This is a genomic window from Rhizobium sp. EC-SD404 (assembly GCF_902498825.1).
Taxonomy (GTDB): domain Bacteria; phylum Pseudomonadota; class Alphaproteobacteria; order Rhizobiales; family Rhizobiaceae; genus Georhizobium.
The window spans coordinates 1,623,845-1,649,226 of the sequence record NZ_LR701459.1 but is presented as its reverse complement, the minus strand read 5'-3'; the positions used below and the strand labels follow the sequence as shown (position 1 = coordinate 1,649,226).

Genomic DNA, 25,382 nt, shown 5'->3' with positions numbered 1-25,382 from the left:
AGCCGCCCGGGCCGGGCCTTGCTATTTCCAGCGCTCGGCCAGCCGTGCCAGAACGCCGAGCGCCCACCAGGCACAAAGGCTCGCGGCGGCTGAACCCATCAGCGTGATCTCGATCGACGTCAGCCGCGATCCGATCGCCAGCCAGTCGGACAGCGCCACGCCCACCGCACCGCCGAAGATCATCCCGCTGACGACCCCGATGAAAAAGCGCCCTGCGGCCTCGCGCCGGCTTTTTGGAAGAAGATAGATCAGCGAAATGATCGCACCGGCTATTGCACCGAGGCCCTTCGCGAGCAAAAGGCCGATATCCTGCATCAGGTCCGTCATCGTCGCTTCTCCGTTCACCCCCTGCGCGCGTTTCTGAGAGATCGATTCAAGCCGCTGTCGGTCTGAATCCGCCTCACCGCTCAAGTGGTTCGTATCCCACGGCTTTTCGCTTCTCGTCCTCGGTCAGGAAGTCAGCGCCCTGCAGGCGTTTCCAGTCGGCTTCCCGCTCGATCGCGAGACCCGCGATCTGGTCGGTGTCGAAATCGATGCGAATGTCGTCGCCGAACGCCGGGGAGAGCCAGTGCGTCAGTCGCGCGCAGATGCGCGTCATCAGCGGCAGGATCGTCAGCCGGTAAAAAGCGCGGTTCGCCTCCTGATAGTTCGCATAGGTGTTGTCACCTGGGATCCCGAGCAGCATCGGCGGCACGCCGAGCGCAAGTGCGATATCGCGGGCGGCACCGTTCTTTGCCTCGACGAAATCCATTTCGCGCGGCGTCAGCGCCATCGCCTTCCAGTCCAGCCCACCTTCCAGAAGAAGCGGCCTTCCCGCGCGCTTGGCACCGGAATAGCCTTCCTCCAGTTCCTCCTTCAGACGTTCATATTGCTCTTCGGTAAGGTTGCCGCCCTCTTTCGGCTGGTAGACCAGCGCGCCGGACGGCCGTGCCAAATTGTCGAGCAAGGCCTTGTTCCAGACCGCCGCCTGGTTGTGCAAATCGAGCGCCATCGCGGCGGCAGCGAGCGGCGGAAATCCCGTATGCGCATCGAGCGGGTTGAACAGCCGCAAGTGCATCAGCCCGCCTTCGCCCGCATGACCAAGCTCGATGCGTCGCTTCTGCCCGCGGCAGTTATAGTCGTAACCGGTGAGCCAACCGCTGCGATCCTCCACGGGCGTCACGAGATCGGGCCTGAGAAGATGCAGCTCACGCAGTCGCTCGCCGATCCCCACGGCCTCGACATAGGCATTGCCGGAGAGCACCAACTGGCCGATCAGGGCTTCGCGAAACTCCACGCCCGCCTGGCTCCCGTTCGGCGCCGCCAACAGCTCCAGAACCGGGTGGCGATCGAGCTCCCGCTCGCCCTCATAGGCGATCAGCGGCACCGAGGCGCCCGCTTCCGCAATCAACCGCACGCAGCGATGCCCGATCGGGTTACGCATGAAACCAGCCTGCGCCAGCGCTCCGAAAGATCGGCCCGACCATTGCGCACCGACTGTCTGGTGCAGAGCGACGAAGCCCATGCCGAAATGGCTGGCCTTGGTCTCGACAGCCGGCCGCGCCCCGGCCCCGGCTTTGCGCCAGGGCAGGCTGAAAGAGAATTTCATCTGTCGTCCTCGCTTAATTCTAGATCCCGCGCACCCGCGGCGCGCCGTCATGGCCGAGCATCAGCGCCGTAATCGCCCAGACGAGCGCATCCAGACGGTCCGGAGAGCGTCCGCCTGAAAGCCCATCCGGCCCGAAATCGCACATCTGGTCCTCGAGCTCCGGAAAGGCGCCTGCGTGGCGCACCCGACCCTGCTCATAGAGTGCCGCGACCGGTTCGGCACGCAGCCACTTCCCGCGCGTTGCCCGCACCGTCGCGATCGGTAGTTTCGCATCCACCGAGCGCAGCATGGCCGCAACCATGTCACCGCCCTGGTTGATTTCCGCGACGACCCGATCCGCTCCGAAACGGCGGTAAAGCGCCACCACCTGCTGCGCCCAGCCGGCGGGCGTCGCGCCCTGCACCGAGCCGTCGGCAATCACCACCGCGTGCTCCGCTTCATCCAATCCTGCAACGACGATTCCGCAGCACGACCCAGGGGCTGCAGCCGCAGCCGGCGGATCGACCGCGACGACGATGCGATTGAGCTTTCCGGCAAGTCGTTGGCGTGCCCGCTCGACCAGGGTCCGCGACCAGAGCGCGTCTTCCCGGTCCTCGATCAGCTCGCCGCCCAGTTCCTGTCGACCAAGACGGGTTCCGCCATATCGGCCTTCGATCGCGTCCAGGAAACCCGGCGCGAGATTGGCGCTGTTGTCCTGCGTCGCGATCCGCACGCATGCCGTCGTCGGGTCGGCCATGATCCGCTTCAGCAGCGGTACCGCGCGTGGCGTCGTCGTCACCAATTGTCTAGGCCGTTGTCCAAGGCGCAGCCCGAATTGCAGCATGTCGAACGTTTCGTCCGGATGCCGCCATTTGGCGAGCTCGTCACACCAGGCCAGCTCGAACTGCGGCCCGCGCAGGCTCTCCGGATCCTCGGACGAAAATATCTGAGCAACTGCGCCGCTTGCCCAGACCAGCCTGCGCCGCGACGCTTCGAAGCGTGGGCGATCGTGCCGCGCGATCCGCGCTATGCCCGAAACGCCGTCGATCATGACTTCCCGGGCATCGCCGAGCGTTTCCCCGACAAGCGCGATCCGCATTTCCCGGCGCGTGGTTCGCGACCCGTTCGGCTCGCGCCCAGCAGTAGTTGCCAAACCATGCACCCATTCCGATCCGGCCCGCGTTTTGCCCGAGCCGCGCCCCCCCATGAGCAACCATGTGCGCCAATCCCCCTCCGGAGGATGCTGGGCGGCCCTGCCCTGATAGTCCCAATCGGTATCGATGAACGTCTGCTCGTCCTGCGAGAGACCCTTCGTCAATCTTGCGTCACTGTTCGCCATCAGCGCTGCTTGTCACCCTCTCAAGCTTGATCCGTTCCGCAAGGATCGCTTCGATCCGCGCCGACACCCGCGCCGCCAGCCGATCCCGGTCGACATTCTCCCCCGAGCCCTTGCTCAGGACGTCGGCCAGGATCAGTTCCAGAAGTTTCTCGTGGGTCTTTGCGAAGCTCACGATCAGATCGAGGACCGACTTGATGTCGCGCAGCGCATCCGCGTCATCGCGGTTCGCCCGCTCTGCTTCAGAGCGCGCTCTGATCACTTCAAACGCACGGTATTCGCTCTCCAGCCGCTGCCACAGTCGATCCAGAAGCTTGAGGCCCCGCCGCTCCGCCGCCGTCTTCGCCATCATCCATCCAACCGCGCATAAAAAAAGCGCCGCAAAAGCAGCGCTGCTATTCTATTTCGATGTCTCGGAGCCGGACGTCCCGGCCGCCCTGCCCGATCAGCCGCACTTTTCCGACCGTAGATGAACCCTATCAAACCACCGTCACGGTGTCAAGGAATTTTTTCCTATCTTGAGCACCGAAGGGCTACATACAAAAAAGCCACCGCGGCGTCTGCCGGCGGTGGCTTTGGAGTGTCGGTCTGTCGACCGGCTCAGCAGTCGCTGTTAGCGCCAGTTGATGCCGTCGAAGGACTTCGGGTCGAGACCGATCGAGTTGAGCGCACGGGCGCTCGGCTTGCGGCCAGCTTCAACTGCGGCGGCGCATTCACGCAGGCCGCTCATGTAGGTAGCGAAGCCGGAAACGCGGTCACGGAAGCTGCGGGGGGTGTTCATCATCTTCTCCAAAAGGTGTCATTCACTGTGCAACAGCAATATGGGTTTATTGCACCGCAATATGAATGGCCGATTGCGTGAAGGAGCCGTGCGTCGGGCGCATGGGTTTCGGTAACAGAAGATTCATGTTCGCATGCATCCGCCCGCCGGACAGCGGCTGCGGGCGACAGCGACGTGCTAACGCGCCGTGTCAGGAACCTCGAAAGGCCATTCGACCAGATGGTCTTCGTACTCTTCCAGTTCCATCCCCTCCTCCGGCACCGTGCGTCCACGCACCGAAACGCCCGCTTCGTGCACCGTGTCGCGGCTGCCCGAAATCAGATGGTGCCACCAGTACAGGTCCTCACCATCGCGCACGAGGCGATAGCCGCATGTAGGCGGGAGCCAGTTGAGGGTACGCACCTCTTTTGGCGTCAGGTTGATGCAGTCGGGCACCTGAGCCTGCCGGTTTTCGTAATCGGAGCAGCGGCAGCTCCCATCGTCGAGCAGGCGGCACCGCACCCGCGTCCAGATGATCTCGCCGGTGTCCCAGTCCTCCAGCTTGTTGAGACAGCACCGCCCGCAACCGTCGCACAGGCTTTCCCACTCGGCCTCGGTCATCTGCTCCAGTGTTTTCACCTGCCAGAAGGGTGTGTCATTCATGCCGCGCAACTTTTCTTTAGGTCCGGCGCAATGCCGGATTGCTTGTTCTTTTCCGCAAACTGCGACAAAATTTAAACCTCAAGGGGCGATCATCGGCTGCGGCATTTTCGGCCGTGGGTCTGCCGGCTGCCATGTGCCGGTGGTTCGTGTACAGCGGGGCGTAATCGATCGTGCAGGATCCCTTCAGTCAGGGCAACAGACCACGCCGTCGCCGCAACATCTTGTTGCGGCTCGATTCGTGGCTCGATTCCACGCTCTGGGGCGCCGGCTCCGGTCTCGGCGAAACCTGGGAAGAAATCACCATCTTCTTTCGCCGCTTCCGCGTGCGCGGAACCAAGCGGGTCGTCGTCGAAATCATGGGCGAAGGCCTGACGCTCGGCACCGCCGGCTTCGTGCTGCTCCTGGCTTTGGCGCTCCCTGCCTTTGATGCAACCTACGGCAATTGGCGCGCACAGGACGATTTCGCCGTCACGTTTCTCGATCGATACGGCAATGAAATCGGCCATCGCGGTATTATCCATGAGGATTCCGTCCCGGTCGATGCCCTTCCCGACCATTTGGTGAAAGCCGTTCTCGGCACCGAAGACAGGCGTTTCTTCGAGCATTACGGCATCGATTTCGTCGGCCTCGCGCGTGCCATGGGCGAAAACGCCCGTGCCGGATCGGTGGTCCAGGGCGGATCCACGCTCACCCAGCAGCTCGCCAAGAACATCTTCCTCACCAACGAGCGCACCATCGAGCGCAAGATCAAGGAAGCGTTCCTCGCGGTCTGGCTGGAGGCCAATCTCTCCAAGAAGGAAATTCTCGGCCTCTATCTCGACCGCGCCTATATGGGTGGTGGCACATTCGGCGTCGCAGCCGCCTCGCAGTTCTATTTCGGCAAGCCCGTTACGGATGTCACGCTGGCCGAGTCCGCTCTTCTCGCCGGCCTGTTCAAGGCCCCAGCCCGCTACGCCCCGCACAACAACCTGCCCGCGGCACGTGCCCGTGCAAACCAGGTGCTCACCAACATCGTTCAGGGCGGGTTGATGACCGAGGGACAGGTCATCGGAGCACGCCGTAACCCCGCAAGCGTCATCGATCGCGGCAGCAAGGATGCACCGGACTATTTCCTCGATTGGGCTTTTGAGGAAGTGCAGCGCATCGCCGGCAATTTTCCCGAACATTCCTTGATCGTACGCACGACGATCGACCTCGATTTGCAGAAGGCAGGGGAAGACGCGCTGGAATTTGATCTGCGCCAAAGCGGTGCGAGCTTCGACGTCACCCAGGGGGCGATCGTGCTGATCGAAAATGGCGGCGCCGTGCGTGCCATGGTCGGCGGTCGCGATTACGGAGAAAGCCAGTTCAACCGTGCGACAAGGGCGCTCCGTCAGCCGGGCTCGTCCTTCAAGGGCTTCGTCTACGCCACGGCCATGGAAAATGGCTTCACGCCCAGTTCCGTCATTTCCGATGCTCCGATCACCTGGAACGGCTGGTCGCCCCGCAATTACACGCGCGGCTATGCCGGCTCGGTGGATCTGACGACGGCGTTGGCGAAGTCGTTGAACACTGTACCTGTGCGTCTGGCACGCGATCATCTCGGCACGGATCTCATTGCCGCCACCGCCCAGCGCATGGGTGTGCAAACTCCGGTGCGCACCGACAAGACGATGCCGCTCGGCACGTCGGAGATCACGGTGATGGACATGGCCACAGGCTATGCCACCTTCCCGGCGGGCGGCATGCAGGCCAACCGGCATGGCATCACGCAAATCCTCAATTATCGTGGCGAAGTCCTCTTCGATCATGGCCGCGATGCTCCAAAGCCGGAACGCGCGCTGACCGAGCAGGCGGCGCTGGCGATGAACACGATGATGGCGCAAATTCCCGAATGGGGCACCGCGCGGCGCGCCAAACTCGATGGCATCCGCACCGCCGGCAAGACGGGCACGTCGCAGTCCTATCGCGACGCCTGGTTCATCGGCTACACAGGAAACTTCACCGCTGCCGTCTGGTACGGCAACGACAATTTCACTGCCACGAACAACATGACCGGCGGCTCGCTGCCCGCAATGACGTTCAAGCGGCTGATGGATTTCGCCCATCACGGCATCGATCTGCGTGCGATTCCGGGCGTCGAGCCCGAAGCACCGGCCGCAGTCGGCGAAGCCGGTCCGGAAGTTGCAGAAGCCGGAGAAGTTCGCCCCGTCCGTCAACGGGCTTTGTCGCGCGAAGGCACGGTCATCCTTCGGCAGATGGTCGAGAGCTTCGGCGCCGATGAAGCCGAGCGTCCGGAAGGCGAACTGGCCGAACTGCGCGATCGCATCGATGGCGACGATCTCTGATCGATGCTTGCTTTGATCCTTGAGGTGCCCGCCAAAATCCGGTGCTGCGCGCACGAAATTGCCGTGCCATCGGACGGCCATGCTGTGCCTTCAGGACAGCGTCCATGATCGGTGCGCTGCGTATCCCCTTTTTCATCGGCCTCTCTCTCGCCATCGCGTTCAGCGGAGGCGTGGCCGCCACCAAGATCGCGCTTGATGCCGAAGACCCCTTCGACGTCCTGGAGATCGGGCCGTGGGTCGCGAACCCGTTGGCGCAGACGGCGGGCGCCAATCCCTATGACAAGGCAAGGCGTGCGCTCGGCGATGGCTCTGGCCTCGGGCAGGCAGAAGGCCTCGTCTTCCGGGCGACGACCGACTCCTCCGGCGCGCCGCTTCTGGCTTCCTGCGCCTATGTCGTCGGGGGCCAGGTCCCCGCAAGCCGCGTCTGGATTATGCGCCTGACAGGACTGTCCGGCGAGATCACGCACGCCGACCCGCCATTTTCGCGCGCCATGCATTCGGCGAGCGTTCTGCGCGGGCCCGATGGCGCGTTCGAAATCGGGCTGGGAGCGGAAGCGCGCTCGGGCAATTGGCTCTTCATGTCGGGAGACGGCCCGTTCGGCATCGAATTCCTGCTGTTCGACACGCCGGCCGCAGGCAATTTCGGGCTCATCGATCTGGAGATGCCGGAGATCGAGCGTCAGGATTGCGCCGATGCGTAATCTCGTCTTCGCCATTCTTGCGGGTCTCGTCGGCGCTCTCGTCCTGCATATCGTGATCATCCTCACCCTGCCGTTCTTTGCGAGTGATGACGTCTTTTCGCGCGTATCGTCCCTGCCGGAGAATGATCGCTTCCTGCCCGCGTCTGCGCTCACCGGCCAGGTGGCGTCGACGGACCTCGTGTCCGACACGCCCTATTCGACGACCTATCTCTGCCGCTTCGTGCTCGCCGACGCGCCGATCCATCTTCAGGCCGATGGCGCTGTGCCCTTCTGGTCGCTCGCGGTCTTCGACAGGCGTTCCAACGAGCTGTTCAGCATGAATGACCGGACATCGGAGGAGCGCGGCATGAACGTGACGCTCGCCAATCCTTTGCAAATGATCCGGCTGCGCGAAGGCCTGCCGCCCAATCTAGCGGGCAGCGTTCTCGTCGAAACCGATGTTACCGATGGTTACGTGCTGCTGCGCACGGTCGTTCCCGACCAGACCATGCAGGCCCAGGCCAACGAGTTCCTGTCGTCGGCCACCTGCCGCGAGGAACCGCTGCGCTGATCGAGACCTAACGCTCGCCGCGCGGTTCATCTGCCTTTTCGCGTGCTGCCTGCACGACCGGCAGGTCTTTGCCGGAACGGTCGATCCGCACGCCCGTGAACATCAGGATCGTTGCACTGCCGCATGGCTCCGGACGCTTTGCGCCCTTCTGCCGTCGATCCGTGTCTCTCAATGAAATTATCGCTGCCATGCCATTCTCCGTCAGTTGCCCAAACGGATGAACGCTGAACGTTTTCACCCAGGATCTGCCGCGCGCGGCGGCTTGCGAATCATCGCTTAAAAGCCCGTGCCCACAGTCCATTGCGCCATTCAGCCATCAGATGGTTAACACCTTGCTAAGCCTTTCTGTTTAGTCTCGGTTCATCACTTTTAGTATTGCGTAGGTGCTGGTTCACGTGTCCGATCGTTTTCGTGATCTCGAACTCTCAGGGCGAGCCGGCCGCAAGGATGCGGTGCTCTTGGCGACGGTTGCCAGCTTTGAGGCCATGCCCGATCCAAGCAAGCGCGATCTCAAGCAATTCGCCGATCTGTTCGTCCCCCTCTTCCAGGCCGCATCGGAAGAAGCCAAGCGCACGGCGGCTGCAGCGCTGTCGCGCGCGCCGATCATGCCCGAAGCCGTCGGCCGTCTCATTTTGGATCAACCGGTCGGCGTCGCCGCCCCGTTCATCGTGCACTCGAGCGCCATCGACGATTCCATGCTTATCGAAGCGGTCCAGAAGCACGGCGTGGCACATGCCCGCGCCGTCGCTCGCCGGCGATCGGTATCGCCGCAACTGCTCGCCGCACTGTCCGCCATTGCCCATCCGGCCGTCGAGCGGACGCTTTCACTTCGCGGCACGTCGGCTCCAGTGGCCGAGCCCGAAACCCGCGCGGCGGCAACAGTCGAACGGCAGGCCCGCGAAGAAGACATCCGCAACAAGCTTCGGTCGATCGTCATGCGCAACAAGCCGGACTACGCAGACCCGCCAGCCTTGCCGGCCCGAATTGCACCAGACGTGGAAACCCGCCTCATCAGGCATGTCGAGGAAGGCGATACGATCTATTTCGCCACGGCGCTCGCCGATGCACTGGCATCGCGCTTCGATCTCGCAGAGCGCATCATGATGGACGTGTCGGGCGCCCAGCTTGCGCAGACGCTCCTCGCCCTCGGCCTGCGCTACACGATGATCATCGCTGCCCTGGAGCGGTTCTTCCCTCATCTGGCAGACGGACAGGACGGCGAGCGCCGCTCGCTCCAGCTCCTGCGCTCCTGTTCATTCGTCGAATGCGTCGAGAGGGTCACCGCCTGGCAGCGCGCAGATTGGATTTCCAGGCGCGCAACGCATCAGCCCGTCGTTGCAGACAGCGTTCGTCGTGACGTGCGCGCGGATCAGTCGCCCAAGCGAAACGCCGTCAAGCGGGGCGTGCCGCTCAAGCGGGCCTGACGCCGAGATAGCGCAGCGGATCGTCCGCCTCGATTTCCACGATCCAAAGATCGCTGTCGAAACGACGCTCCTTGGCCAGCAGGGCCTGAACCTGCTCGTTCTCTGCTTTCTCCAACCGCATCTCGAACAACCGGTCCCCGGCTGCCTCGCCATCTTCGAAGATGGACTGTGGTGCCGGTCCGAACAGGCTTTCGGTACCGTCGCGGTAGCGGCATCGCACGAAGATCGCCCCGGCTTCCGGCGACCCGCTCGCCTCCACCGCAGCAAAGCCACCGTCTGAGAACACGCGGCGGATCAGTGCCGAGACGAAAATATCGCTTCTGAGACGCATCATGGGGCGTCAGAAAGCCCCGATTTCCCGGAGCTTGTCGAGAACCGCCTGATCGGGCTGGCCCGTCGTCGGCAGGCGGTAATCGCCTTGGAACTCGCGGATCGCCTGCCGCGTCTGGCTGCCCAGCATCCCGTCGACAGCAACATCGGCATAGGCGATGTTGACCAGTCCCTGCTGGATCCGGCGAACCGTCTCCATGTCTCCGGAGGCCGATCCACCGGCCGCGGGGATTTCGGCCGGCGGCGTATAATAGTCGCCGCTGTCGCGCGCGCCGAGCCCTGCAGGCGGCGTCAACGCCACACTTTCGTTCGGAGAGACGCTGGCCCGCTGAACAGTCGCCGTCTCAGGCCGAGCTTCAGGGCGCGCATCGGGTCGCGTTTCCGACCGCGCTTGCGGTTGCGCCACGGGCGGTGCGGCACGCTGGGCCGCCTTCAAGCGCTGCAGCGTACTTGCGGTCAAGCCGAGCCCTTCCGAGCCTGAGGCAGCGCCGAATGCGGCAAGCGCCGCCCGCGTCTGGGGTCCGGTCAGTCCGTCGACGGCCCCGTCATAATGGCCGAGCCGCGAAAGCTCCGCCTGAATTTCTCCGATGAGTGCCCGATCGGTCGTGGCCTGCGATGCAGCCGGTCGGACAATGTCGTCGACCGTCGTTGCGGCTTCGGGCGGAATGCTGGCGGTCGCCATGTCCCGGTCTTCCGGGCGTTCGATGACGATGCTCTGGACGCGCCTCGAAGGCACCGGCGTCAGGATGTCCTCGATCGTATCCACGCCGTCGTCAGACGCCGTCGCGGTTTCGGATGCCCCATTGTCGCGCCCAGCCTGTTCGATCTGGCGAGGCTGAACCTCGTCGGCCGTCATCAGCGGTGCCGGTCCCGGCGCGATGCCTGTCCTGGTCGACATGAGCGGTGAAGGGTGCCCGCCGGGCTGATACCATATGGCGTTTGCGGTCACGAAGCTGAAGACAACGGCAAAGACGACGCCACCGGCGGCAAGCGACGGATGGCGCGCGATGATCCGCCCGGCTGCGTCGAAAGTCCTCGACGCAAAACCAGGAGAGCGCCGCGCCTTGCGGCGGGGTTCAGGCTGTTTTCGCGGTCGTTTCAAGGACTTTGCCGGCATTGATTGTCTTCTTCTCCCTCGTGTTCAGTCGCGGTGGAAACTCCACCATACGCGCGCCGTTGTCTGCCTGTCGCTCGGTGCTGTCCACCCCTTCGGCCGGAAGTTCCACGGTCACGGCAGTACCCCGGCCGATCGCGCTGTCGATCACGACCCGCCCACCATGAAGGCTTGCGAGCCCCTTCACAAGGCAAAGGCCGAGCCCTGTGCCTTGGTGGCGTCGGGCATAGCCCTCGTCGCCCTGCACGAAAGGCTCACCCACCCTGCTCAGGATTTCCGGAGGCATGCCGATGCCGGTGTCGGAAACGGTGAGCCGGATCATCGCGCCGCTGCGCGTCGCATCGACCGTGATGACGCCGCCGGGCTCGGTGAACTTGATGGCATTGCCGATGAGGTTGATCAGGATCTGCTGCACGGCGCGCTGGTCGGCGTTCAACAGGCCAGCGCGACGGGCACGCGCCGTCAGCGTGAGGCCTTTGTCTTCCGCTTCCAGACCCAGCATCTTCACGCAGTCGTCGACGGCGGCGGCGACATCAAAATCCTCCTGGATGAGCCGATAGCGCCCGTTCTCGATCTTGCTCATGTCGAGCATCGTGTTGACGAGCGAGAGGAGATGCTCGCCTGACCGCTTGATCAGGCCGACATATTCCCGCTGACGCTCATCGGCGAGCGGTGCGAAATATTCGCGTGCCAGAATTTCGGAGAAGCCGATGACGGCGTTGAGCGGCGTGCGCATCTCGTGGCTGACGGCCGCGAGGAAGCGGGTCTTCTCGCCCTCTGCCTGCTCGGCGAGTTCCACCAGCCGCGTGCACTCGGCGCGCAGTTCGATCTCTTCGTCGACGATCCGCATGTGGGCGATGATATCGCCGACCTCGCCTGTCGCCAGAAGGCGGGGCGAAAGATCGATCGAGACGTGGACGAACTGCCGGTCCATCGCAGCGCGGTGCAGCCGCACCATCAGGCGTTCGCGCGCACCGCCGAGACGGATACGATCGAGCGCCTGCATGAACGGCAGTCGGTCCGAAACATGAATGCGCTCGATCAGGCCACGCGGACGGTTGGTGTCGATCCATTCCGCGAAATCGGCCAGTTCGTGGCCGCCGGCGCGTAGCACACCGCCCTGTTCGTCAAGCAGAGCGACGAATCCCGACATGTGTGCCGCCAGCGCGAAGTCGTCGGCTGGAGCGATCTCCTGCTCCTGCGACGAGCCATCGACCTTCTTGAAGCCCAGGACCAAGACGGGAAGCATTGCGCCCAACAGCGCGCAGGCGACGACGCTCAGGTCGTTGCCGCTCGTGTCGATCAGAACGACGGCGAGCGCTGCACCCGCGACCAGCGCACCCAGTGTCGCCGCGCCGAGACGCCGCGAGCCGGTCACGCCCAGCATCGCTGCGGCGCTCAGAAGAATGGCGGATGCGATGATGGCGGCCGGCAAGGCCGCGGCAGGCGCCGCCACGATTGCGACCAGCGGCAGAAGCAGGAGCGGCGCTGCAAGCGCGCTGGTCAACAGCACGCGCATCATCCTCACCTGCGCATCCATCTCCGGCCCCTCGTTGAGGGCTTCGTTGATGCAGGCGCTGGCGGCACGACCGATCATGGTCGCGACCTTGCTATGCATAGCGTTCCAGAATGTCACCGACGGGTCCGAACTCGTTACAAAAATCTCATCGTCTTGAGGCCGAGGTTGCACCCCCGCCCTTAAGGAATGGATAAGCGGAAAGGCAGCGGTTTGGACGAAAGCCGTCTATTCCCCGGAATTGCGGGACACTGTCCCGTAGAACCGTCGGTATGGTTAACGCTTGGTCTCGCAATCGCCCCCGATATCTTGGCCTCGCCCTATCTTCGGCCATGATTCCCCGGCGTCGAGAGCCAGATAATCCGGGCATTTGATACAATTGCCCCCGACCCGACTCACCACGTTCGCGTTTCTGCCGATCGATAAAATTTGAATCAAATTCGGCGGCGTGGCTCAAACGCGCATTTGAACCTTTGCGCTATGGTGCTTCTCAACAAGCGATATCGGGACGGTTCAGAAACCCGGATCGAAAAATGCGGGAAGGCTAAAACGATGGGATTTCTGCTCAAAGGGGCATTCTGGTTTTCGGTTGTGTTGCTTAGCCTCCCGCTTCTGGAAAGCGGAGATACAGGCGCCAATGAACAACCGGTGGCCGTCGGCGAAACGATCTTCGCACTGGGTGTCGCCATTGAGGATATCCGCTCCATGTGCGAACGCCATCCCGATGTCTGCGTCACTGGCGGCGAGACTTTGAACGCCCTTGGTCTTCGGGCTCGCGACGGGGCACGCATCGCCTACCAGTATCTCGACACCGCGCTTGGTGATGGCAGTGGCACCGCAGACCCGCTCGCGACCGGCACCGTTCTTGAGGCAGCCTCCGACGCCGCACCGTCTCTAGGCGGCTCCACGCCCGACCAGGCCGCGGTTGTGATGCCGCTTACCGTCAAGCCCTACACCGCCCCACAGCCGCTCGACTGAAATTGCCCGCCCTTTCCCCGTGATTTTCGGGCGCCCGTCGCCTATATCCGGCAGGACAATTGGGAAATGGGACCGATCATGACGCCGCTGCAGCAGATCAAGGACGATTTTGCCTTTCTCGACGACTGGGAAGATCGCTATCGCTACGTGATCGAACTCGGCCGAACGCTCGATCCGCTTGCCGACGAGGAGCGTGTCGACCAGAACAAGGTGCAAGGCTGCGCCAGCCAAGTCTGGCTAGTATCGCGTCGCGATGGGCCCGAAGGCGATCCGGTGCTGCATTTCCGCGGCGATTCGGATGCCCATATCGTCAAAGGCCTCGTCGCAATCGCGCTTAGTGCCTTCTCCGGCCGGAAAGCTTCCGAAATCGAAGCTTTCGACGCGTCACACCTTTTCGATGAGCTAGGGCTGGTCGAGCACCTGTCGCAGCAGCGCGCCAACGGGTTGCGCTCCATGGTCGCGCGCATCAAGGGTGAAGCCGAACGCGCTGCCGCCTGAAACCTATCACCGCGTGAAGCCATAGTGCCGGCTCAGTGCCGAGAGGCCGGACCGGAGCATGATCTTCGCCGACCGCGCAGGCCATTGGCGTTCGCGTTCCACCAGTTCCAACCCCTTCTCGAAGCAGCAGACATCCAGGACGACGCCGGAAAGCTCCGGTCCGATGGCCTGCACCGCCCTGTCGATGCGTTGACGAGCCGCCATCGCCGTATCCGAAATGTCGGCCGCGCCATTGGCCGAGCGTCCCGAGTTACTTGCGACGCTCGCCTCCCAGTTCGCGGAGATACGCGGCTGCATTTGCCCGCGCACGAAGTCTCGCGAAAGCCGCTCACCCGCCTCGCGCTGTCCTCCACTCAGAAATGCCTGACCGTCCCTGCCCTTCATGCGCGCGATCATCGCCAGCGGCGATTCCGACAGGTTGCGCGAGACGACGGCTCTCTGTCCGTTCACCAAGACCGTTTCCGCCTCGATCTGCCCGTGCTGGCTCTGGAAGCCAATATTCCCGCCATCGACACCGGCGCCGGCCAGGGCCCGCCGCGCGAAACTCAAGCCTGCGTCGCTGGTGCGTAAGCCATCCGTCTCACGCACGATCAGCCCTGCCCTCAGCGCCGCAGATAGCAGCTTCGACGCCACACGCGATGTTCTGCCATCGGGCGCCTTAAGAACGATCGCGTCCGGCGTCGTCTCCATCGTTGCACCGCCTGCGCAAAAGCGCACGAGCCTCAGCGTTCGCTGTGCCAGATCGCCTTTCGCTGAAGCCTTAGAAGCCACAGGCGCCCCCGTCTCGCTGGAAGACGGCAGCCGCAACGCGCTCGATGGAAGCGATGAAGCGATCGAACGCCGGATCGTCTCTCCGGTCCTCGACAACGTGGCACGCATGGCTGACCGTGGTCCGGTCCCGCCCAAATGCCAAACCGAGGTCGGTCAGCGAATAGCACAGCACCACATGCGAGACATACATCGCGATCTGCCGTCGCTGAACAATCGCGCGGCGCGACGCCGCCCTTTGTCGCCTGCCGTCTTTCTTCGGTGTCTGCGCGCCGGAAACCAGTGCATCCATTTCGTCCACCACCGCCTGGATCGCCCGGCACTGGTCTACAAGGCGGACGTTTCGATCCGAGGAAAAATTCGGCTGCGATACGCTTGGCCGGATGCGTTCACTTGTCGGTACGGTCAAAGTCTGGGGCGGCATGCTCGTCTCCTGCATATAGGATTATATTCTTAGTCCTACACGCGGTCCGGGGACAAGTGACTCAGCGTAAATGTGAAGAGAAGGTGCGCATGGCCACTTCGCGCTCTTAGGCGGCCTCTACTAGGCGGATTATTTTCCCCGCTCCGGAAACAAAAAAAGCCCAGTCGGATATCCGACTGGGCTTGATTCGGCGAGGCCGTGAGGCCTGAGATTACTTTCCGCGGCGCTTGCGCTTCTGGCCGAGGCCCATCTCCTTGGCGAGGCGCGAGCGCGCTTCCGCATAGGCAGGTGCTACCATTGGATAGTCGGCGGTCAGATCCCACTTCTCGCGATACTCTTCCGGGCTCAGCGTGTGGTGGGTCATCAGGTGCCGCTTCAGCGACTTGAACTTCAGGCCGCATTCGAGACATGTGATCTGATCGTCCTGGACGGAGCGCTTGATCGGCACGGCAGGCTTGGGCTTTTCGACAACAACAGCTTCCTGTCGCACTGTCATGTTGCCCAAGGCGTGATGCACATCAGCAATCAAGGCAGACAATTCGCCGACGGGCACGACATTGTTGCTGACATAGGCAGCTACGACCTCGGCCGTAAGTTCCACGATCAGTTCTTTATTGTCCATCTCACGCGTCTCTTCCATCGACTGCCCCAAAACCTCTATCCAAAACTCATTCAATTCGGTGATTCATCGTTGTTTTTCATATTATAACAGAAAGATAAAGTGGAAAATTGGATATTTTTCAGGTCCAATGAATATTTCATCGACCATTCAAGTTTCAAATCGTTACAAAAAGGATACTAGGCGCGCCTGAGTTGTACTGCTCTGTAAGACTCTACATCCGTCGAGCACCGAGAAATTGGGACGGATGACGAACGGAGCGTATCCAGCGCCGGTGGTGCAGCGAGCGGGGCCTACCCATAATGACAGGCGATCACCGTCGACCGGTCACTCGGACCGAGGCCCTGAAGCCGATCCGGGCTCGACCGGCATTTCGTTCAGCACGGTGAGCGACGACAGTGGATAACCCGCTGCATAAGCGGCACGTGCCAGAAGATGCGCGGAGATCGGCGCAGTCAGAAGCAGAAAAACCACGCCGGCGATCGCGCGCATGAAAGTCCCGCCATCCAGCGCGTGGATGCCGAGCGCGATAAGCAAGAGGCCGGAGCCCACTGTCCCCGCTTTGGACGCGGCGTGCATGCGCGAATAGACGTCTGGCAGGCGTACGATGCCGATGGCCGCCAGCAGCGAAAAGATGGCTCCAACGACGACCAGTGCAGCGGTCAACAATTCGATGACGAGGGTCATGACGCGCTCTCCTCGACCGCAGGTCGCTCGGAACTATCAATGCCATCGGATTGGCTGTTGCCGCGTTCGGCATTGACGAGGATGAATCGAGCGAATGCGACGGTCGCCAGAAAACCGACGAGCGCCAGGGCGATCGCGATGTCGACATAGAGCGTAAAGCCAGTATGGATGCCGATCGCGGCGATCAGGCCGATCGCGACGGCGACCAGCATATCGAGTGCCACGACCCGGTCGGGCAGCGTTGGTCCCTTGATCACGCGGTAGACGCACAGGAGCAGCGCTATACTCAGGATGACGAAGGCAGAGGTCAGAGACGCTTCGAGGATGGGGCCGAGTTCTGTCACCGGAACGCCTCCATGATGCGCCGCTCGAACCCTTCCTTGATGTCGCGCCTGATGCCATCGGGATCGGAGCAATCGATTGCGTGGATGAAGAGCGTCTTGTGGTCGTCCGAAACATCGATCGAAAGCGTGCCGGGCGTCAACGTAATCAGGTTGGCCAGCAGCGTTATTTCGCCGTCACGATCGACATCGAGCGGCAGCGCCAGAATACCTGGCTTCACGTCCAACTTCGGTGAAGCGACCAGCACGGCCACTTTCCAGGCCGACAGCGCAAGCTCTTTCAAAAACAGCGCGAGCAGGGCGAGGATGCGCTTCACCCTCGTCACGTAGCTCAAGGAGCCGACCTGCTCGCGGATGAGCATTAGTGCCAGAAAGCCGAGCACGAAGCCGAAGGCCAGGTTCAGTTCCGATAGAGAGCCGGATACGGCACCCCAGGCGAATGCCAGCAGAATATTGGCGAGAAACAGCTTCAATTCACGGCTCCTTCCGCAGGAAAGACCGATTGGATGTAGTCCGTCGGATCAAGCAGACCGGCTGCCGCACTGTCGCTCAGTTGCAGAAGCGTCTCGGGAAACAAACCGAAGCCGACCGTCAGGGCGACGAGACCGAAAAGCGGCAGGAGCGACGTCATCTTGATGTGCGTCGATCCCGGCACGCCTGCGTTTTCGGATACCGGCTTCCAATAGGCGTGAGCCCAAACGCGGCCGACGGCAATGGTCGTCAGGAAGCCGGTCAGAAGAATGATCGTCGCAAGACCGCTCGCCCCGGTGTCCAGCGACGCCCGTACCAGCATGGCCTTCGGCCAGAAGCCGCTGAAGGGCGGCAAGCCGGAGACGGAGAAAAACAGGATCAGCGACATCGCTGCAAAGAGCACGTTGCTTCGGTAAAGGCCGCCAAGCTCATTCATCGAGAAGGATTTGCCGATGCGGGCCGCGACGCCCGATGCCACGTAGAGCGCCGTCATGACGACCATCGAGTGAAGCGCATAGAAGATCGCTGCAGACACCGCCTCGGCGGTAGCAACCGCAATCCCTGCCAGCATAATGCCGATCCCGGAGACGACCAGATAGCCGAGCAGGCGCAGATAGTCGGTCTGTGCGAGCGCGCCGAACGCGCCCAGCAGCATCGTCAGTATCGCGGCCCAGGCGATCACGTCTGCAAACGCGTCGCGCTGCTCGGGGAACAGCATCAGCAACGTGCGCGCCAGCGCATAAATGCCGACCTTCGTCAGCAGGCCGGCAAAGAGCGCGGACACGACGACTTTCGGAGTGTGGTAGGACGCCGGAAGCCAGAAGCTCACCGGAAAAGCAGCCGCCTTCATGCCAAACGCGAACAAGTAGAGCGCCGCGAGCGTATAAAGCGGCCGAGCGTCGTCGACGTCGCGCGCCTGCAGGGCGATATCGGCCATGTTGAGCGTGCCGAAGACACCGTAGAGGTAGCCGGTCGCGACCAGGAACATGGTCGTCGCGATCAGGTTCAAGAAGGCGTATTTCGTGGCGCCATCCATCTGGCGATCGTCCGACCCCAGCACCTGCAGACCGAACGAAGCGATCAGCAGAACCTCGAACCAGACATAGAGGTTGAAGATGTCGCCGGTGACGAAGGCGCCGATCACGCCGGCCATCATCAGGAACAGGAACGAGAAGAAGCCGTAGCGGCGGCCGGTCGTGTCTACATCTTCGGCGGCGTAGATCGCGCAGGCGACCGCCACGATCGAAGCCGTGACCGCGAGGATTGCGCCCAAGACATCGACAGTGAACGAAATGCCGAACGGCGGCAGCCAGCGTCCCATGGTCATGGTCACCGGCCCGTTGTCCAGCACATGCGCCAGCAATGCGGCACACATCACGAACAGGCCGATCAGTCCGATGATCGCAGCCTTGGCCTGCAGCTTGGCGTTCTTGCGCACCATCATCAGCAGGGCACCGGCAATCAGACAGTACGGCACCGGCGCGATAACCAGCCAGTCGGCCAGCGCCGGCGCTTCCATCACGAATGCGCGGGAATAATCGATTGCTACCTCGGAAGGTCCGGCCATCTTGATCAGTCGTCCTTGCTAGTAGCCCAGCGGCGGCAACGGGTCGTCCGCGGGTTCGGCCAGACGCATGTCGCGGGAATCGTCGGTGCCCAGTTCCTGGTATGCGCGAAAGCCCAGCACCAGCAGAAAGGCGAAAAACGAGAATGAGATGACGATCGCCGTCAAGATCAGCGCTTGCGGAAGCGGATTGGCGATCGGAATCAACGGCGCGTCGAGGCCGGCGGGAATGATCGGCGGCACGTCCCGCGTCAGCCGGCCTGACGTGAAAATCAGGAGGTTCACGCCGTTGCCGAGCACCGCTACGCCCATCAGAATGCGGATCGTGTGGCGCGACGTCATCAGGTAGATGGCGGTCGCGAACAGCAGTCCGACGAAAATCGCGAGAACCGGTTCCATCAGATCTCGTCCCTTTCTTCCAGAGCGAGAGCAATCGAACCGATCGTGCCGACAACCGCAAAATAAACGCCGATGTCGAAGAACAGGACCGTGGACAACGGAATTTCAACGCCGAAGAAGACCGGGTAAATCCAGAGGCCGGTCATGAACGGCACCCCGACGAAAATCGAGACGAAACCGGCGGCCGCGCCGAGCACAACGCCGAAGGCGGCAATGTTCATCGGGTGAAAGTGGATCGCGCGGCGAACCGGCGCCACGCCCGAAGCGATGCCGTAAATCGCGAGGGCAGAGGCGGCAATCAGGCCGCCGATGAAGCCGCCGCCGGGTTCGTTATGGCCGCGTAGGAGCACGAAGATCGAAAAGACGATCATGAGCGTGGCCAGGTAAGGCGCGACAGTTCGGAAGATCAGTGTGCGCATGTCACGCCTCGCCTTCGGCCGTGCGGGGTGCGATCGGCGTGTTCACCGGCCGCGGCCGGCGGCGCGTGCGCACGCGCAGCAGCGCCAGGATGGCAAGACCCGCGATCGTCACCACCGCGATTTCGCCCAGCGTATCCGTGCCGCGGAAGTCGACCAGAATCACGTTCACGATGTTGGCGCCGTGTGCGACCGGGCGCGAGAATTCGTTGAAGAACTCCGTCAGCCGCATATCGAGCGTGCCCTGCGTGACCTTCAGCAGATACAGCGTAAAAGCCAGTCCGCCCGCGATCGCGATCGCACCGCCGACGATGCGTTCGCCGGTCGGGCGGTAGTCGGAGGCATTCAGCCGGAGCCGCGTCATCACCAGGGCCAGAATCACGACCGACAAGGTCTCGACCATGAACTGGGTGAAGGAGAGATCCGGGGCGCCGAAAAGCATGAAGATCAGCGCAACCGCAAATCCCTGGATCCCGAGGGAGACGATCGCCGTCACCCGGTCCTTGGCGACCAACACAGCGAAAAGACCGAGAATGCCGATACCGATGATGGCCAGTTCGTGGAAGCGCGCGTCGCTCGGCCAGGTCGGCCATTGCGGCAACTCGTCGAACATCACCATCGGCACGAGAAGTGCGAGCGCGATGAAGACGAACGTCACCTTCACGTAGAAGTCGAGCCGTCCGGGCTGCAGAAGCGCCGTCACGCGAAACGAGAAGCGGACGAGGCCGCGCATGAATTGGTCGAAGCCACGGTCCGGTCCCCACCCGATGGCCGCGAGAGCGCTGGCTATGACGGCCCGCAGCCTGTCGACCGCGAGATAGGCGCCGATCCCCACCGCGACGGTGACGATCGACAACAGAAGCGGCATGCCGATCGAAGGGATCAGGGAAATAGAAACCGGCGTCGCCTCCCCGGCAACGGCGGAGGCCATCGGCGTCGAGATACGGGCGTGGAAGAAGACCGACAAGAGCGCAGCCAGAAGACCGGCCGAGGCAAGCACCACCGGACCGAGCCACAACATCATCGGCCCTTCATGCGCGTGCTTGGGCGTCTGCACCGGCGTGCCGATAAACGGCTTCAAGGCAACGGCAAAGCCGATGACCAGCATCAGCGCATTGCCGACGATCGCGACCAGCGTGAAAGCCAGTGCCCAGGAGTTCGTGTCCCAAAGCGCGTAATAGATTTCTTCCTTGGCCAGAAATCCGAAAAATGGCGGCAAGCCAGCCATCGAAATCGCTGCCGCGAGCGCGGCTGCAAAGGTGATGGGCATTGCGGTGCGCAGGCCACCAAGCTTCGTGACGTCGCGTGTGCCCGCCTCGTGGTCGATCGTGCCGGCCACCATGAACAGGCAGCCTTTGAACAGCGAGTGCGCCACGAGATAGAGCACGGCCGCCTCGATCGCGTGCTCGCCGCCGAAGCCGGTCAGCATCACCAGCAAACCCAATGAGGACACCGTCGTGTAGGCGAGCATCAGCTTCAGATCGGTCTGCCGCACGGCCAGCAGCGTGCCGACGATCAGTGTCGTGCCACCGAAGACGGGCAGGATCGTTTCCCACGCTGCCGTGTCACCGAATGCGGGATTGAGCCGCATCAGCAGGTATACGCCGGCCTTCACCATCGTTGCCGAATGCAGATAGGCCGAAACGGGCGTCGGCGCCTCCATGGCGTTCGGCAGCCAGAAATGCAGCGGAAATTGCGCCGATTTCGTAAATGCGCCACCAAGCACGAGAATCAGCGCCGCCAGATAGTACGGGCTGTCCCGCATGACGTCGCCGGAAGCGAGCAGTTCCGACATGGATCCGATGCCGGTGACGTTCCAGACGAGAAGCAAGCCGGCCAAAAGCAGGAGCCCGCCTCCGCCGGTCACGATCAGCGCCTGCAGAGCAGCGCGGCGTGAAGCTTCACGGGTGTGATCGAAGCCGATCAGCAGGAAGGACGTGATCGACGTCAGCTCCCAATACACAAACAGCGTGAGGAAGTTGTCCGACAGGACAAGGCCCAGCATCGCTCCCATGAAGAGGAGAATAAACGACAGGAAGCGTCCGAGCTGCGGATGACCCTTCAGATAGCCGCCCGAATAAATGACGATCAGCGTGCCGATGCCGGTGATCAGCAGCGCGAAGGTGAGCGACAATCCATCGATGTACCAGGAAAAATCGACGCCAATGCTTGGAATCCAGGCAAAACCGCCAGAGATCGTCGCGCCTTCGCTCACAGCTCCGAGATGCGCCAGCATGTAGATGAAAATCGCGGCAGGTGCGGCTGCCAAAACCCAGGCGGCATTCTGCTGCAGTCGACCCACCAGCAAAGGTGCGAAAAGCGCTGCGATGAACGGCAGCAGCATCATCACCAGCGTTGTGCCTGCCCCTTCGGCACCCATGGTCTCTCCCGAACCTTGTTATCGTGCAGGAATGCCGCCGCAAGGATTGCGGCGAAAACGTGCGGGCCTACTTAATTTGAGGCGCCAACTCATGCAAGTGCATGATCGGCATTGTTGACAACAGTAGACATTAGTCGGTCGACGCGGTCTGCAAACGCGCGGACATTGTCTTGCGGCGTCGGATCACTACCTGTCATCAGAAGAGCACCGACGCAAGCAAATGGTCATCACATGAGCGACACCAAGACATTGAAAGTCGAAAAGTCCGAAGAACAATGGCGGGAGCAGCTGACGCCCGAGCAATTCCAGGTCACGCGCAAGCATGGAACCGAGCGCGCCTTTACGGGTCCGAACTGGGATCAGAAGGCTCCGGGCATGTACCGCTGCATCTGTTGCGACAAGCCGCTGTTCCGGTCGGAGACGAAATTCGAATCGGGTACCGGCTGGCCGAGCTTCTACGAGCCTGTCGAGCCCGAAGCGGTAAGCGAGCACAAGGACCGGTCGTGGTTCATGACGAGAACCGAGATCCGGTGTGCCGACTGCGATGCGCATCTTGGACACGTCTTCCCGGACGGGCCGCGCCCGACGGGCCTGCGCTATTGCATGAATGGCGTGGCGATGACGTTCGATCCCGACAAGGCCTGACGGGCGCTAGCGCCAGAACGTACGCTCACCATCCCTTTCGAGCCTGGTGTGTTCCGGACTGTTTGGCGACAATCGCTGGATATCGACGACGCCGGAACTTGTCCGGTCCGGAACAGCCGCAACGGCGAGAACAGCCGCGATCAATCCGCCGAGCCAAACCGAGACGAAAATCCAGCGCATCTGTCCTACCCCTCGTTGCTCGATCGGAATCGCATGCCAGCGCCACCACTGTCGATGCGGCGCGCTGAACCTTCGCTGATGGAGCTGTTCATCTCGGGTTCATCTCCGGTCGTTGCGCAAACGCTTTTCCAATCCTAACAGGACTGCTTCAGCAGGAGTAATTGAATTGACCGCCTTTAAGGATCTTCCACAAGCCCCTCGCGCGGAACGACGTCCGATTTCGGATACGCGCCATGGCGTGACCCGAACCGATGATTATGCGTGGCTGAGAACCGCCAACTGGCAGGAGATGTTCAAGCGCCCCGAGACGCTGGAGCCTGAGATTCGGCAGCATCTGGAGGCCGAAAACGCCTACCAGCGCGCAGCTCTCGCCGACACAGCGGTGCTTCGCGACGAGCTGTTCAAGGAAATGAAGGCGCGGATCAAGGAGGACGATTCCTCCGTGCCGTCGCCGGACGGCGCCTTTGCTTACGGTACCGAATTCGTGACGGGCGGCGAGCAACCGCGGTATTTTCGTGAAGCGCGCGACGGAAGCGGCCGGGAAATCATTCTCGACGGCGACGCGGAGGCGCAAGGACGGGACTATTTCCGCCTTGCCGGATCAAGCCACAGCCCAGACCATTCCCGCACCATCTGGGGCTACGACGACAAGGGCTCGGAGTTCTACACCGTCAAGGTGCGCGATCTCGCCTCGGGGCAGGATCTCGAAGACATCGTCGAGAACACCGGCGGCGGTGGCTCCTGGTGCGCCGATGGCTCGGGCTTCTTCTACACGCGGCTTGACGAAAACCATCGTCCTTCAAAGATCTTCTTCCATCGCCTCGGTACGCCAGTCGCTGACGATCGCCTGATCTACGAGGAGACCGATACGGGCTTCTTCATGGGCGTCGGAGGCTCGCGCCTCGACGATTTCATTTTCATCGACATCCACGACCACGAGACGTCGGAATTCCGCCTCTTACCGGCCAACGATCCGTTTGCCGAGCCGAAGCTCGTCGCGCCGCGCGAAACCGGCATCGAATACGACCTTACCGAAGGTGGCGATGTTTTCTTCATTCTCACAAACGCGGATGGGGCCGAGGATTTCAAGATCGTCGAGGCGCCGGTCCATCAGCCGGAACGCGCCAACTGGCGTGAAGTGGTCGGCCACAAGCCGGGCCGGCTCATCCTTGCGCATATGGCGTTTTCCCGTTTTCTCGTCTGGCTGGAGCGGGAAAACTCGCTGCCCCGCATCATCGTGCGCGACCGTGAGACCGGCGAGGAGCACGCGATCGCCTTCGACGAGGAGGCCTATTCGCTCGGCCTGCAAGGCTCGCTCGAATACGACACCGACATCATCCGCTTCAGCTATTCGTCCATGACGACGCCGTCGCAGCTCTTTGATTACGACATGCGCACGCGTGAGCGGACGTTATTGAAGACACAGGAAGTCCCGTCCGGCCACAACCCGGACGACTATGTGACGCGCCGCGTCATGGCGCCTGCGGCCGATGGGGAAACGGTCCCGGTCAGCCTGATCTATCACAAGGATACGCCGCTCGATGGCAGTGCGCCGTGCCTTCTCTACGGCTACGGCTCCTACGGCATCACCATTCCTGCGTCCTTCAACACGAACTGCCTGTCGCTGGTCGACCGCGGCTTCGTCTACGCGATCGCCCATATCCGCGGCGGCAAGGACAAGGGCTTCGGTTGGTACGACAAGGGCCGGCGCGAGCATAAGCTCAACACCTTCACCGATTTCATCGCAGCGGCAGATCATCTCGTCGCGGATGGGTTCACCAGCCACTCGAAGATCGTCGCGCAGGGCGGGTCGGCCGGCGGCATGCTGATGGGCGCTGTCGTCAACATGGCGCCGGAGAAGTTCGGCGGCATCATCGCGGCCGTGCCATTCGTCGATGTGCTGAACACGATGCTCGACGACACCCTGCCGCTCACCCCGCCGGAATGGCCCGAATGGGGCAACCCGATCGCATCCAAGGACGCCTATGATCTGATCGCCTCCTATGCGCCCTACGAGAACGTGACGGCGACGACCTATCCGCCGATCTTTGCGATCGCCGGACTGACCGATCCGCGCGTCACCTATTGGGAGCCGGCCAAATGGGTCGCCCGCATGCGCGAGACGATGACCGGCGGTGGCCCGATCCTTTTCAAGACGAATATGGATGCGGGGCATGCCGGCGCATCCGGTCGCTTCCAGCGGCTCGAAGAGATCGCGCATGAATATGCGTTCGCGCTCAAGGTCGTCGGCAAGGCCGCCTGAACGGGGTGCGTCGCGGTCACATCGCCGTGACGACCCATTTCCCTGTTCCGTCTGCTCCGCCATATAGAAGGCTGGAGTGCGCAGGACCCAGAGGAGAGATCCGATGATTGATCATCGCATGTGGAAGACCGCGCGCGTGGCGCTGGCCATTCTTGGCCTTGCGGCCGCCTCGATGGCGGCTGTGCCCCTTCCCCAGGCAGCCGCCCAAGGGTTTTTCGGCGGCCCATCCGGCGCCAACTGCAACGTTCTGCAGCAACAGGGCGGCAGTTACTGGCAGGGCTTCGTGCGAGGTGCTCAAGAGAGCGCGTTCACGGGGGACGACGGCATCAGCCAATATACCGACGCGCATTGCTTCCGCACCGAAGCCGAATGCGAGGCCTGGCTCTATGCAGCCCAGAGTTCCGCCCACATCGTGTTCAACCGGTGGTGCCGCTCCTATACGGCCTGACCGCACAAGGATG

General features: G+C 62.4%; 30 protein-coding genes. 9 read left to right on the top strand and 21 right to left on the bottom strand.

The genetic code is table 11. The features are described 5' to 3' along the window. Positions 1–21: 21 nt before the first annotated feature. The 6 genes from GC125_RS08735 to GC125_RS08715 all read right to left on the bottom strand — a co-directional run bounded on the left by GC125_RS08735 (position 22) and on the right by GC125_RS08715 (position 4,326). Positions 22–327, bottom strand: a complete 306-nt coding sequence (locus GC125_RS08735) for a DUF6107 family protein (protein ID WP_151985330.1) — start codon at positions 325–327, stop codon at positions 22–24. 73 nt (positions 328–400) lie between these two features. Then, a complete protein-coding gene (locus tag GC125_RS08730; protein WP_151985329.1) occupies positions 401–1,588 on the bottom strand; it encodes a phage portal protein in 1,188 nt (395 codons plus the stop codon). Positions 1,589–1,607: 19 nt separating this feature from the next. Continuing rightward, positions 1,608–2,906: a DNA-packaging protein gene (locus GC125_RS08725; RefSeq protein ID WP_151985328.1), complete on the bottom strand. Its 1,299-nt coding sequence runs from the start codon at positions 2,904–2,906 to the stop codon at positions 1,608–1,610. Further along, on the bottom strand, positions 2,893–3,252 hold the full coding sequence (locus GC125_RS08720) for a hypothetical protein (RefSeq protein WP_151985327.1): 360 nt from the start codon (positions 3,250–3,252) through the stop codon (positions 2,893–2,895). Before GC125_RS08720 ends, GC125_RS08725 begins: the two co-directional genes overlap by 14 nt. Before the next feature lie 264 nt (positions 3,253–3,516). Beyond that, positions 3,517–3,684, bottom strand: coding sequence for a hypothetical protein (locus tag GC125_RS19985; protein ID WP_199864520.1), 168 nt, complete (start codon positions 3,682–3,684; stop codon positions 3,517–3,519). A 177-nt stretch (positions 3,685–3,861) separates the two neighbouring features. Next, positions 3,862–4,326: a YcgN family cysteine cluster protein gene (locus GC125_RS08715; RefSeq protein ID WP_151985326.1), complete on the bottom strand. Its 465-nt coding sequence runs from the start codon at positions 4,324–4,326 to the stop codon at positions 3,862–3,864. Between the two features lie 170 nt (positions 4,327–4,496). On the opposite strand from GC125_RS08715, the gene GC125_RS08710 reads away from it, so the two are divergent. The 3 genes from GC125_RS08710 to GC125_RS08700 all read left to right on the top strand — a co-directional run bounded on the left by GC125_RS08710 (position 4,497) and on the right by GC125_RS08700 (position 7,904). Next, on the top strand, positions 4,497–6,653 hold the full coding sequence (locus tag GC125_RS08710) for a transglycosylase domain-containing protein (RefSeq protein ID WP_151985325.1): 2,157 nt from the start codon (positions 4,497–4,499) through the stop codon (positions 6,651–6,653). A 104-nt stretch (positions 6,654–6,757) separates the two neighbouring features. Next, positions 6,758–7,354, top strand: a complete 597-nt coding sequence (locus GC125_RS08705) for a DUF1214 domain-containing protein (protein WP_151985324.1) — start codon at positions 6,758–6,760, stop codon at positions 7,352–7,354. Next, positions 7,347–7,904: a DUF1254 domain-containing protein gene (locus GC125_RS08700; protein ID WP_151985323.1), complete on the top strand. Its 558-nt coding sequence runs from the start codon at positions 7,347–7,349 to the stop codon at positions 7,902–7,904. Before GC125_RS08705 ends, GC125_RS08700 begins: the two co-directional genes overlap by 8 nt. Positions 7,905–7,911: 7 nt before the next feature. On the opposite strand, the gene GC125_RS08695 is transcribed toward GC125_RS08700, so the two are convergent. Beyond that, on the bottom strand, positions 7,912–8,094 hold the full coding sequence (locus GC125_RS08695; RefSeq protein WP_151985322.1) for a hypothetical protein: 183 nt from the start codon (positions 8,092–8,094) through the stop codon (positions 7,912–7,914). 205 nt (positions 8,095–8,299) lie between these two features. Between GC125_RS08695 and GC125_RS08690 the strand changes: the two genes are divergently transcribed. Beyond that, a complete protein-coding gene (locus GC125_RS08690) occupies positions 8,300–9,328 on the top strand; it encodes a DUF2336 domain-containing protein (protein WP_151985321.1) in 1,029 nt (342 codons plus the stop codon). Here GC125_RS08690 and GC125_RS08685 read toward each other — a convergent pair. Genes GC125_RS08685 through GC125_RS08675 form a run of 3 tightly spaced genes read right to left on the bottom strand, consistent with a single transcriptional unit; the run spans position 9,315 to position 12,369 of the window. Then, the gene (locus GC125_RS08685; RefSeq protein WP_151987710.1) at positions 9,315–9,659 is read right to left on the bottom strand and encodes a DUF1491 family protein; all 345 of its coding nucleotides are present in this window, start codon (positions 9,657–9,659) and stop codon (positions 9,315–9,317) included. The two genes, GC125_RS08690 and GC125_RS08685, sit on opposite strands and share 14 nt — an antisense overlap. A 9-nt stretch (positions 9,660–9,668) precedes the next feature. Continuing rightward, positions 9,669–10,775 carry a peptidoglycan-binding domain-containing protein gene (locus GC125_RS08680; RefSeq protein ID WP_151985320.1) on the bottom strand — a complete coding sequence of 369 codons (1,107 nt, stop codon included), beginning with the start codon at positions 10,773–10,775 and terminating at the stop codon, positions 9,669–9,671. Further along, positions 10,735–12,369: a sensor histidine kinase gene (locus GC125_RS08675; RefSeq protein WP_199864519.1), complete on the bottom strand. Its 1,635-nt coding sequence runs from the start codon at positions 12,367–12,369 to the stop codon at positions 10,735–10,737. The genes GC125_RS08680 and GC125_RS08675 overlap by 41 nt, the downstream gene beginning before the upstream one ends. Before the next feature lie 471 nt (positions 12,370–12,840). Between GC125_RS08675 and GC125_RS08670 the strand changes: the two genes are divergently transcribed. Beyond that, the gene (locus GC125_RS08670; RefSeq protein WP_151985318.1) at positions 12,841–13,266 is read left to right on the top strand and encodes a DUF5330 domain-containing protein; all 426 of its coding nucleotides are present in this window, start codon (positions 12,841–12,843) and stop codon (positions 13,264–13,266) included. A 78-nt stretch (positions 13,267–13,344) separates the two neighbouring features. Beyond that, on the top strand, positions 13,345–13,764 hold the full coding sequence (locus GC125_RS08665; protein ID WP_151987708.1) for a SufE family protein: 420 nt from the start codon (positions 13,345–13,347) through the stop codon (positions 13,762–13,764). Between the two features lie 6 nt (positions 13,765–13,770). Here the strand turns inward: GC125_RS08665 and GC125_RS08660 are convergent, their stop codons facing one another. The 10 genes from GC125_RS08660 to GC125_RS08615 all read right to left on the bottom strand — a co-directional run bounded on the left by GC125_RS08660 (position 13,771) and on the right by GC125_RS08615 (position 21,833). After that, positions 13,771–14,454, bottom strand: coding sequence for a DUF6456 domain-containing protein (locus tag GC125_RS08660; protein WP_151985317.1), 684 nt, complete (start codon positions 14,452–14,454; stop codon positions 13,771–13,773). A gap of 70 nt (positions 14,455–14,524) precedes the next feature. Beyond that, complete coding sequence (locus tag GC125_RS20240; protein ID WP_286165431.1) at positions 14,525–14,956, bottom strand: helix-turn-helix domain-containing protein; 432 nt, start codon at positions 14,954–14,956, stop codon at positions 14,525–14,527. 211 nt (positions 14,957–15,167) lie between these two features. Continuing rightward, positions 15,168–15,596, bottom strand: a complete 429-nt coding sequence (locus tag GC125_RS08650) for a Ros/MucR family transcriptional regulator (protein ID WP_151985316.1) — start codon at positions 15,594–15,596, stop codon at positions 15,168–15,170. A 306-nt stretch (positions 15,597–15,902) separates the two neighbouring features. Next, positions 15,903–16,262, bottom strand: coding sequence for a monovalent cation/H(+) antiporter subunit G (mnhG, locus tag GC125_RS08645; RefSeq protein ID WP_151985315.1), 360 nt, complete (start codon positions 16,260–16,262; stop codon positions 15,903–15,905). Next, positions 16,259–16,588 (bottom strand): cation:proton antiporter, encoded by a 330-nt coding sequence (locus GC125_RS08640; protein ID WP_151987706.1) that lies wholly within the window; start codon positions 16,586–16,588, stop codon positions 16,259–16,261. The genes mnhG and GC125_RS08640 overlap by 4 nt, the downstream gene beginning before the upstream one ends. A 14-nt stretch (positions 16,589–16,602) precedes the next feature. Then, positions 16,603–17,076: a Na+/H+ antiporter subunit E gene (locus tag GC125_RS08635; protein WP_151985314.1), complete on the bottom strand. Its 474-nt coding sequence runs from the start codon at positions 17,074–17,076 to the stop codon at positions 16,603–16,605. Next, entirely contained in the window at positions 17,073–18,641 is a 1,569-nt protein-coding gene (locus GC125_RS08630) for a Na+/H+ antiporter subunit D (protein ID WP_151985313.1), read from the bottom strand. The genes GC125_RS08635 and GC125_RS08630 overlap by 4 nt, the downstream gene beginning before the upstream one ends. 18 nt (positions 18,642–18,659) lie before the next feature. Continuing rightward, complete coding sequence (locus tag GC125_RS08625; protein ID WP_151985312.1) at positions 18,660–19,037, bottom strand: Na+/H+ antiporter subunit C; 378 nt, start codon at positions 19,035–19,037, stop codon at positions 18,660–18,662. Continuing rightward, positions 19,037–19,456 (bottom strand): Na(+)/H(+) antiporter subunit B, encoded by a 420-nt coding sequence (locus GC125_RS08620; protein ID WP_151985311.1) that lies wholly within the window; start codon positions 19,454–19,456, stop codon positions 19,037–19,039. Before GC125_RS08620 ends, GC125_RS08625 begins: the two co-directional genes overlap by 1 nt. Before the next feature lies 1 nt (position 19,457). Further along, a complete protein-coding gene (locus tag GC125_RS08615; protein ID WP_151985310.1) occupies positions 19,458–21,833 on the bottom strand; it encodes a putative monovalent cation/H+ antiporter subunit A in 2,376 nt (791 codons plus the stop codon). A gap of 231 nt (positions 21,834–22,064) precedes the next feature. On the opposite strand from GC125_RS08615, the gene msrB reads away from it, so the two are divergent. Further along, entirely contained in the window at positions 22,065–22,478 is a 414-nt protein-coding gene (gene msrB, locus GC125_RS08610; RefSeq protein WP_151985309.1) for a peptide-methionine (R)-S-oxide reductase MsrB, read from the top strand. A gap of 6 nt (positions 22,479–22,484) precedes the next feature. Here msrB and GC125_RS19980 read toward each other — a convergent pair whose 3' ends face one another. Continuing rightward, positions 22,485–22,658, bottom strand: a complete 174-nt coding sequence (locus tag GC125_RS19980) for a hypothetical protein (protein WP_199864518.1) — start codon at positions 22,656–22,658, stop codon at positions 22,485–22,487. 166 nt (positions 22,659–22,824) lie between these two features. Here GC125_RS19980 and GC125_RS08605 point away from each other — a divergent pair, with 166 nt between their 5' ends. Both GC125_RS08605 and GC125_RS08600 read left to right on the top strand, forming a co-directional pair. Next, positions 22,825–24,921, top strand: coding sequence for a S9 family peptidase (locus GC125_RS08605; RefSeq protein WP_151985308.1), 2,097 nt, complete (start codon positions 22,825–22,827; stop codon positions 24,919–24,921). Positions 24,922–25,024: 103 nt separating this feature from the next. Next, entirely contained in the window at positions 25,025–25,369 is a 345-nt protein-coding gene (locus GC125_RS08600) for a hypothetical protein (RefSeq protein WP_151985307.1), read from the top strand. Positions 25,370–25,382 lie beyond the last annotated feature (13 nt).

Excerpts from the sequence above, each read along its gene's own strand:
- GC125_RS08725 (WP_151985328.1), bottom strand. The coding sequence starts at position 2,906 with ATGGCGAACAGTGACGCAAGATTGACGAAGGGTCTCTCGCAGGACGAG.
- GC125_RS08620 (WP_151985311.1), bottom strand. The coding sequence starts at position 19,456 with ATGCGCACACTGATCTTCCGAACTGTCGCGCCTTACCTGGCCACGCTC.
- GC125_RS08685 (WP_151987710.1), bottom strand. The coding sequence starts at position 9,659 with ATGCGTCTCAGAAGCGATATTTTCGTCTCGGCACTGATCCGCCGCGTG.
- GC125_RS08695 (WP_151985322.1), bottom strand. The coding sequence starts at position 8,094 with ATGGCAGCGATAATTTCATTGAGAGACACGGATCGACGGCAGAAGGGC.
- GC125_RS08600 (WP_151985307.1), top strand. The coding sequence starts at position 25,025 with ATGATTGATCATCGCATGTGGAAGACCGCGCGCGTGGCGCTGGCCATT.
- GC125_RS08665 (WP_151987708.1), top strand. The coding sequence starts at position 13,345 with ATGACGCCGCTGCAGCAGATCAAGGACGATTTTGCCTTTCTCGACGAC.
- GC125_RS08675 (WP_199864519.1), bottom strand. The coding sequence starts at position 12,369 with ATGATCGGTCGTGCCGCCAGCGCCTGCATCAACGAAGCCCTCAACGAG.
- mnhG (WP_151985315.1), bottom strand. The coding sequence starts at position 16,262 with ATGACCCTCGTCATCGAATTGTTGACCGCTGCACTGGTCGTCGTTGGA.
- GC125_RS08630 (WP_151985313.1), bottom strand. The coding sequence starts at position 18,641 with ATGGCCGGACCTTCCGAGGTAGCAATCGATTATTCCCGCGCATTCGTG.
- GC125_RS19980 (WP_199864518.1), bottom strand. The coding sequence starts at position 22,658 with ATGCGCTGGATTTTCGTCTCGGTTTGGCTCGGCGGATTGATCGCGGCT.
- GC125_RS08660 (WP_151985317.1), bottom strand. The coding sequence starts at position 14,454 with ATGGAGACGACGCCGGACGCGATCGTTCTTAAGGCGCCCGATGGCAGA.
- msrB (WP_151985309.1), top strand. The coding sequence starts at position 22,065 with ATGAGCGACACCAAGACATTGAAAGTCGAAAAGTCCGAAGAACAATGG.
- GC125_RS08680 (WP_151985320.1), bottom strand. The coding sequence starts at position 10,775 with ATGCCGGCAAAGTCCTTGAAACGACCGCGAAAACAGCCTGAACCCCGC.
- GC125_RS20240 (WP_286165431.1), bottom strand. The coding sequence starts at position 14,956 with ATGCCGCCCCAGACTTTGACCGTACCGACAAGTGAACGCATCCGGCCA.
- GC125_RS08670 (WP_151985318.1), top strand. The coding sequence starts at position 12,841 with ATGGGATTTCTGCTCAAAGGGGCATTCTGGTTTTCGGTTGTGTTGCTT.
- GC125_RS19985 (WP_199864520.1), bottom strand. The coding sequence starts at position 3,684 with ATGAACACCCCCCGCAGCTTCCGTGACCGCGTTTCCGGCTTCGCTACC.
- GC125_RS08720 (WP_151985327.1), bottom strand. The coding sequence starts at position 3,252 with ATGGCGAAGACGGCGGCGGAGCGGCGGGGCCTCAAGCTTCTGGATCGA.
- GC125_RS08735 (WP_151985330.1), bottom strand. The coding sequence starts at position 327 with ATGACGGACCTGATGCAGGATATCGGCCTTTTGCTCGCGAAGGGCCTC.
- GC125_RS08700 (WP_151985323.1), top strand. The coding sequence starts at position 7,347 with ATGCGTAATCTCGTCTTCGCCATTCTTGCGGGTCTCGTCGGCGCTCTC.
- GC125_RS08730 (WP_151985329.1), bottom strand. The coding sequence starts at position 1,588 with ATGAAATTCTCTTTCAGCCTGCCCTGGCGCAAAGCCGGGGCCGGGGCG.
- GC125_RS08615 (WP_151985310.1), bottom strand. The coding sequence starts at position 21,833 with ATGGGTGCCGAAGGGGCAGGCACAACGCTGGTGATGATGCTGCTGCCG.
- GC125_RS08715 (WP_151985326.1), bottom strand. The coding sequence starts at position 4,326 with ATGAATGACACACCCTTCTGGCAGGTGAAAACACTGGAGCAGATGACC.
- GC125_RS08705 (WP_151985324.1), top strand. The coding sequence starts at position 6,758 with ATGATCGGTGCGCTGCGTATCCCCTTTTTCATCGGCCTCTCTCTCGCC.
- GC125_RS08625 (WP_151985312.1), bottom strand. The coding sequence starts at position 19,037 with ATGGAACCGGTTCTCGCGATTTTCGTCGGACTGCTGTTCGCGACCGCC.
- GC125_RS08650 (WP_151985316.1), bottom strand. The coding sequence starts at position 15,596 with ATGGAAGAGACGCGTGAGATGGACAATAAAGAACTGATCGTGGAACTT.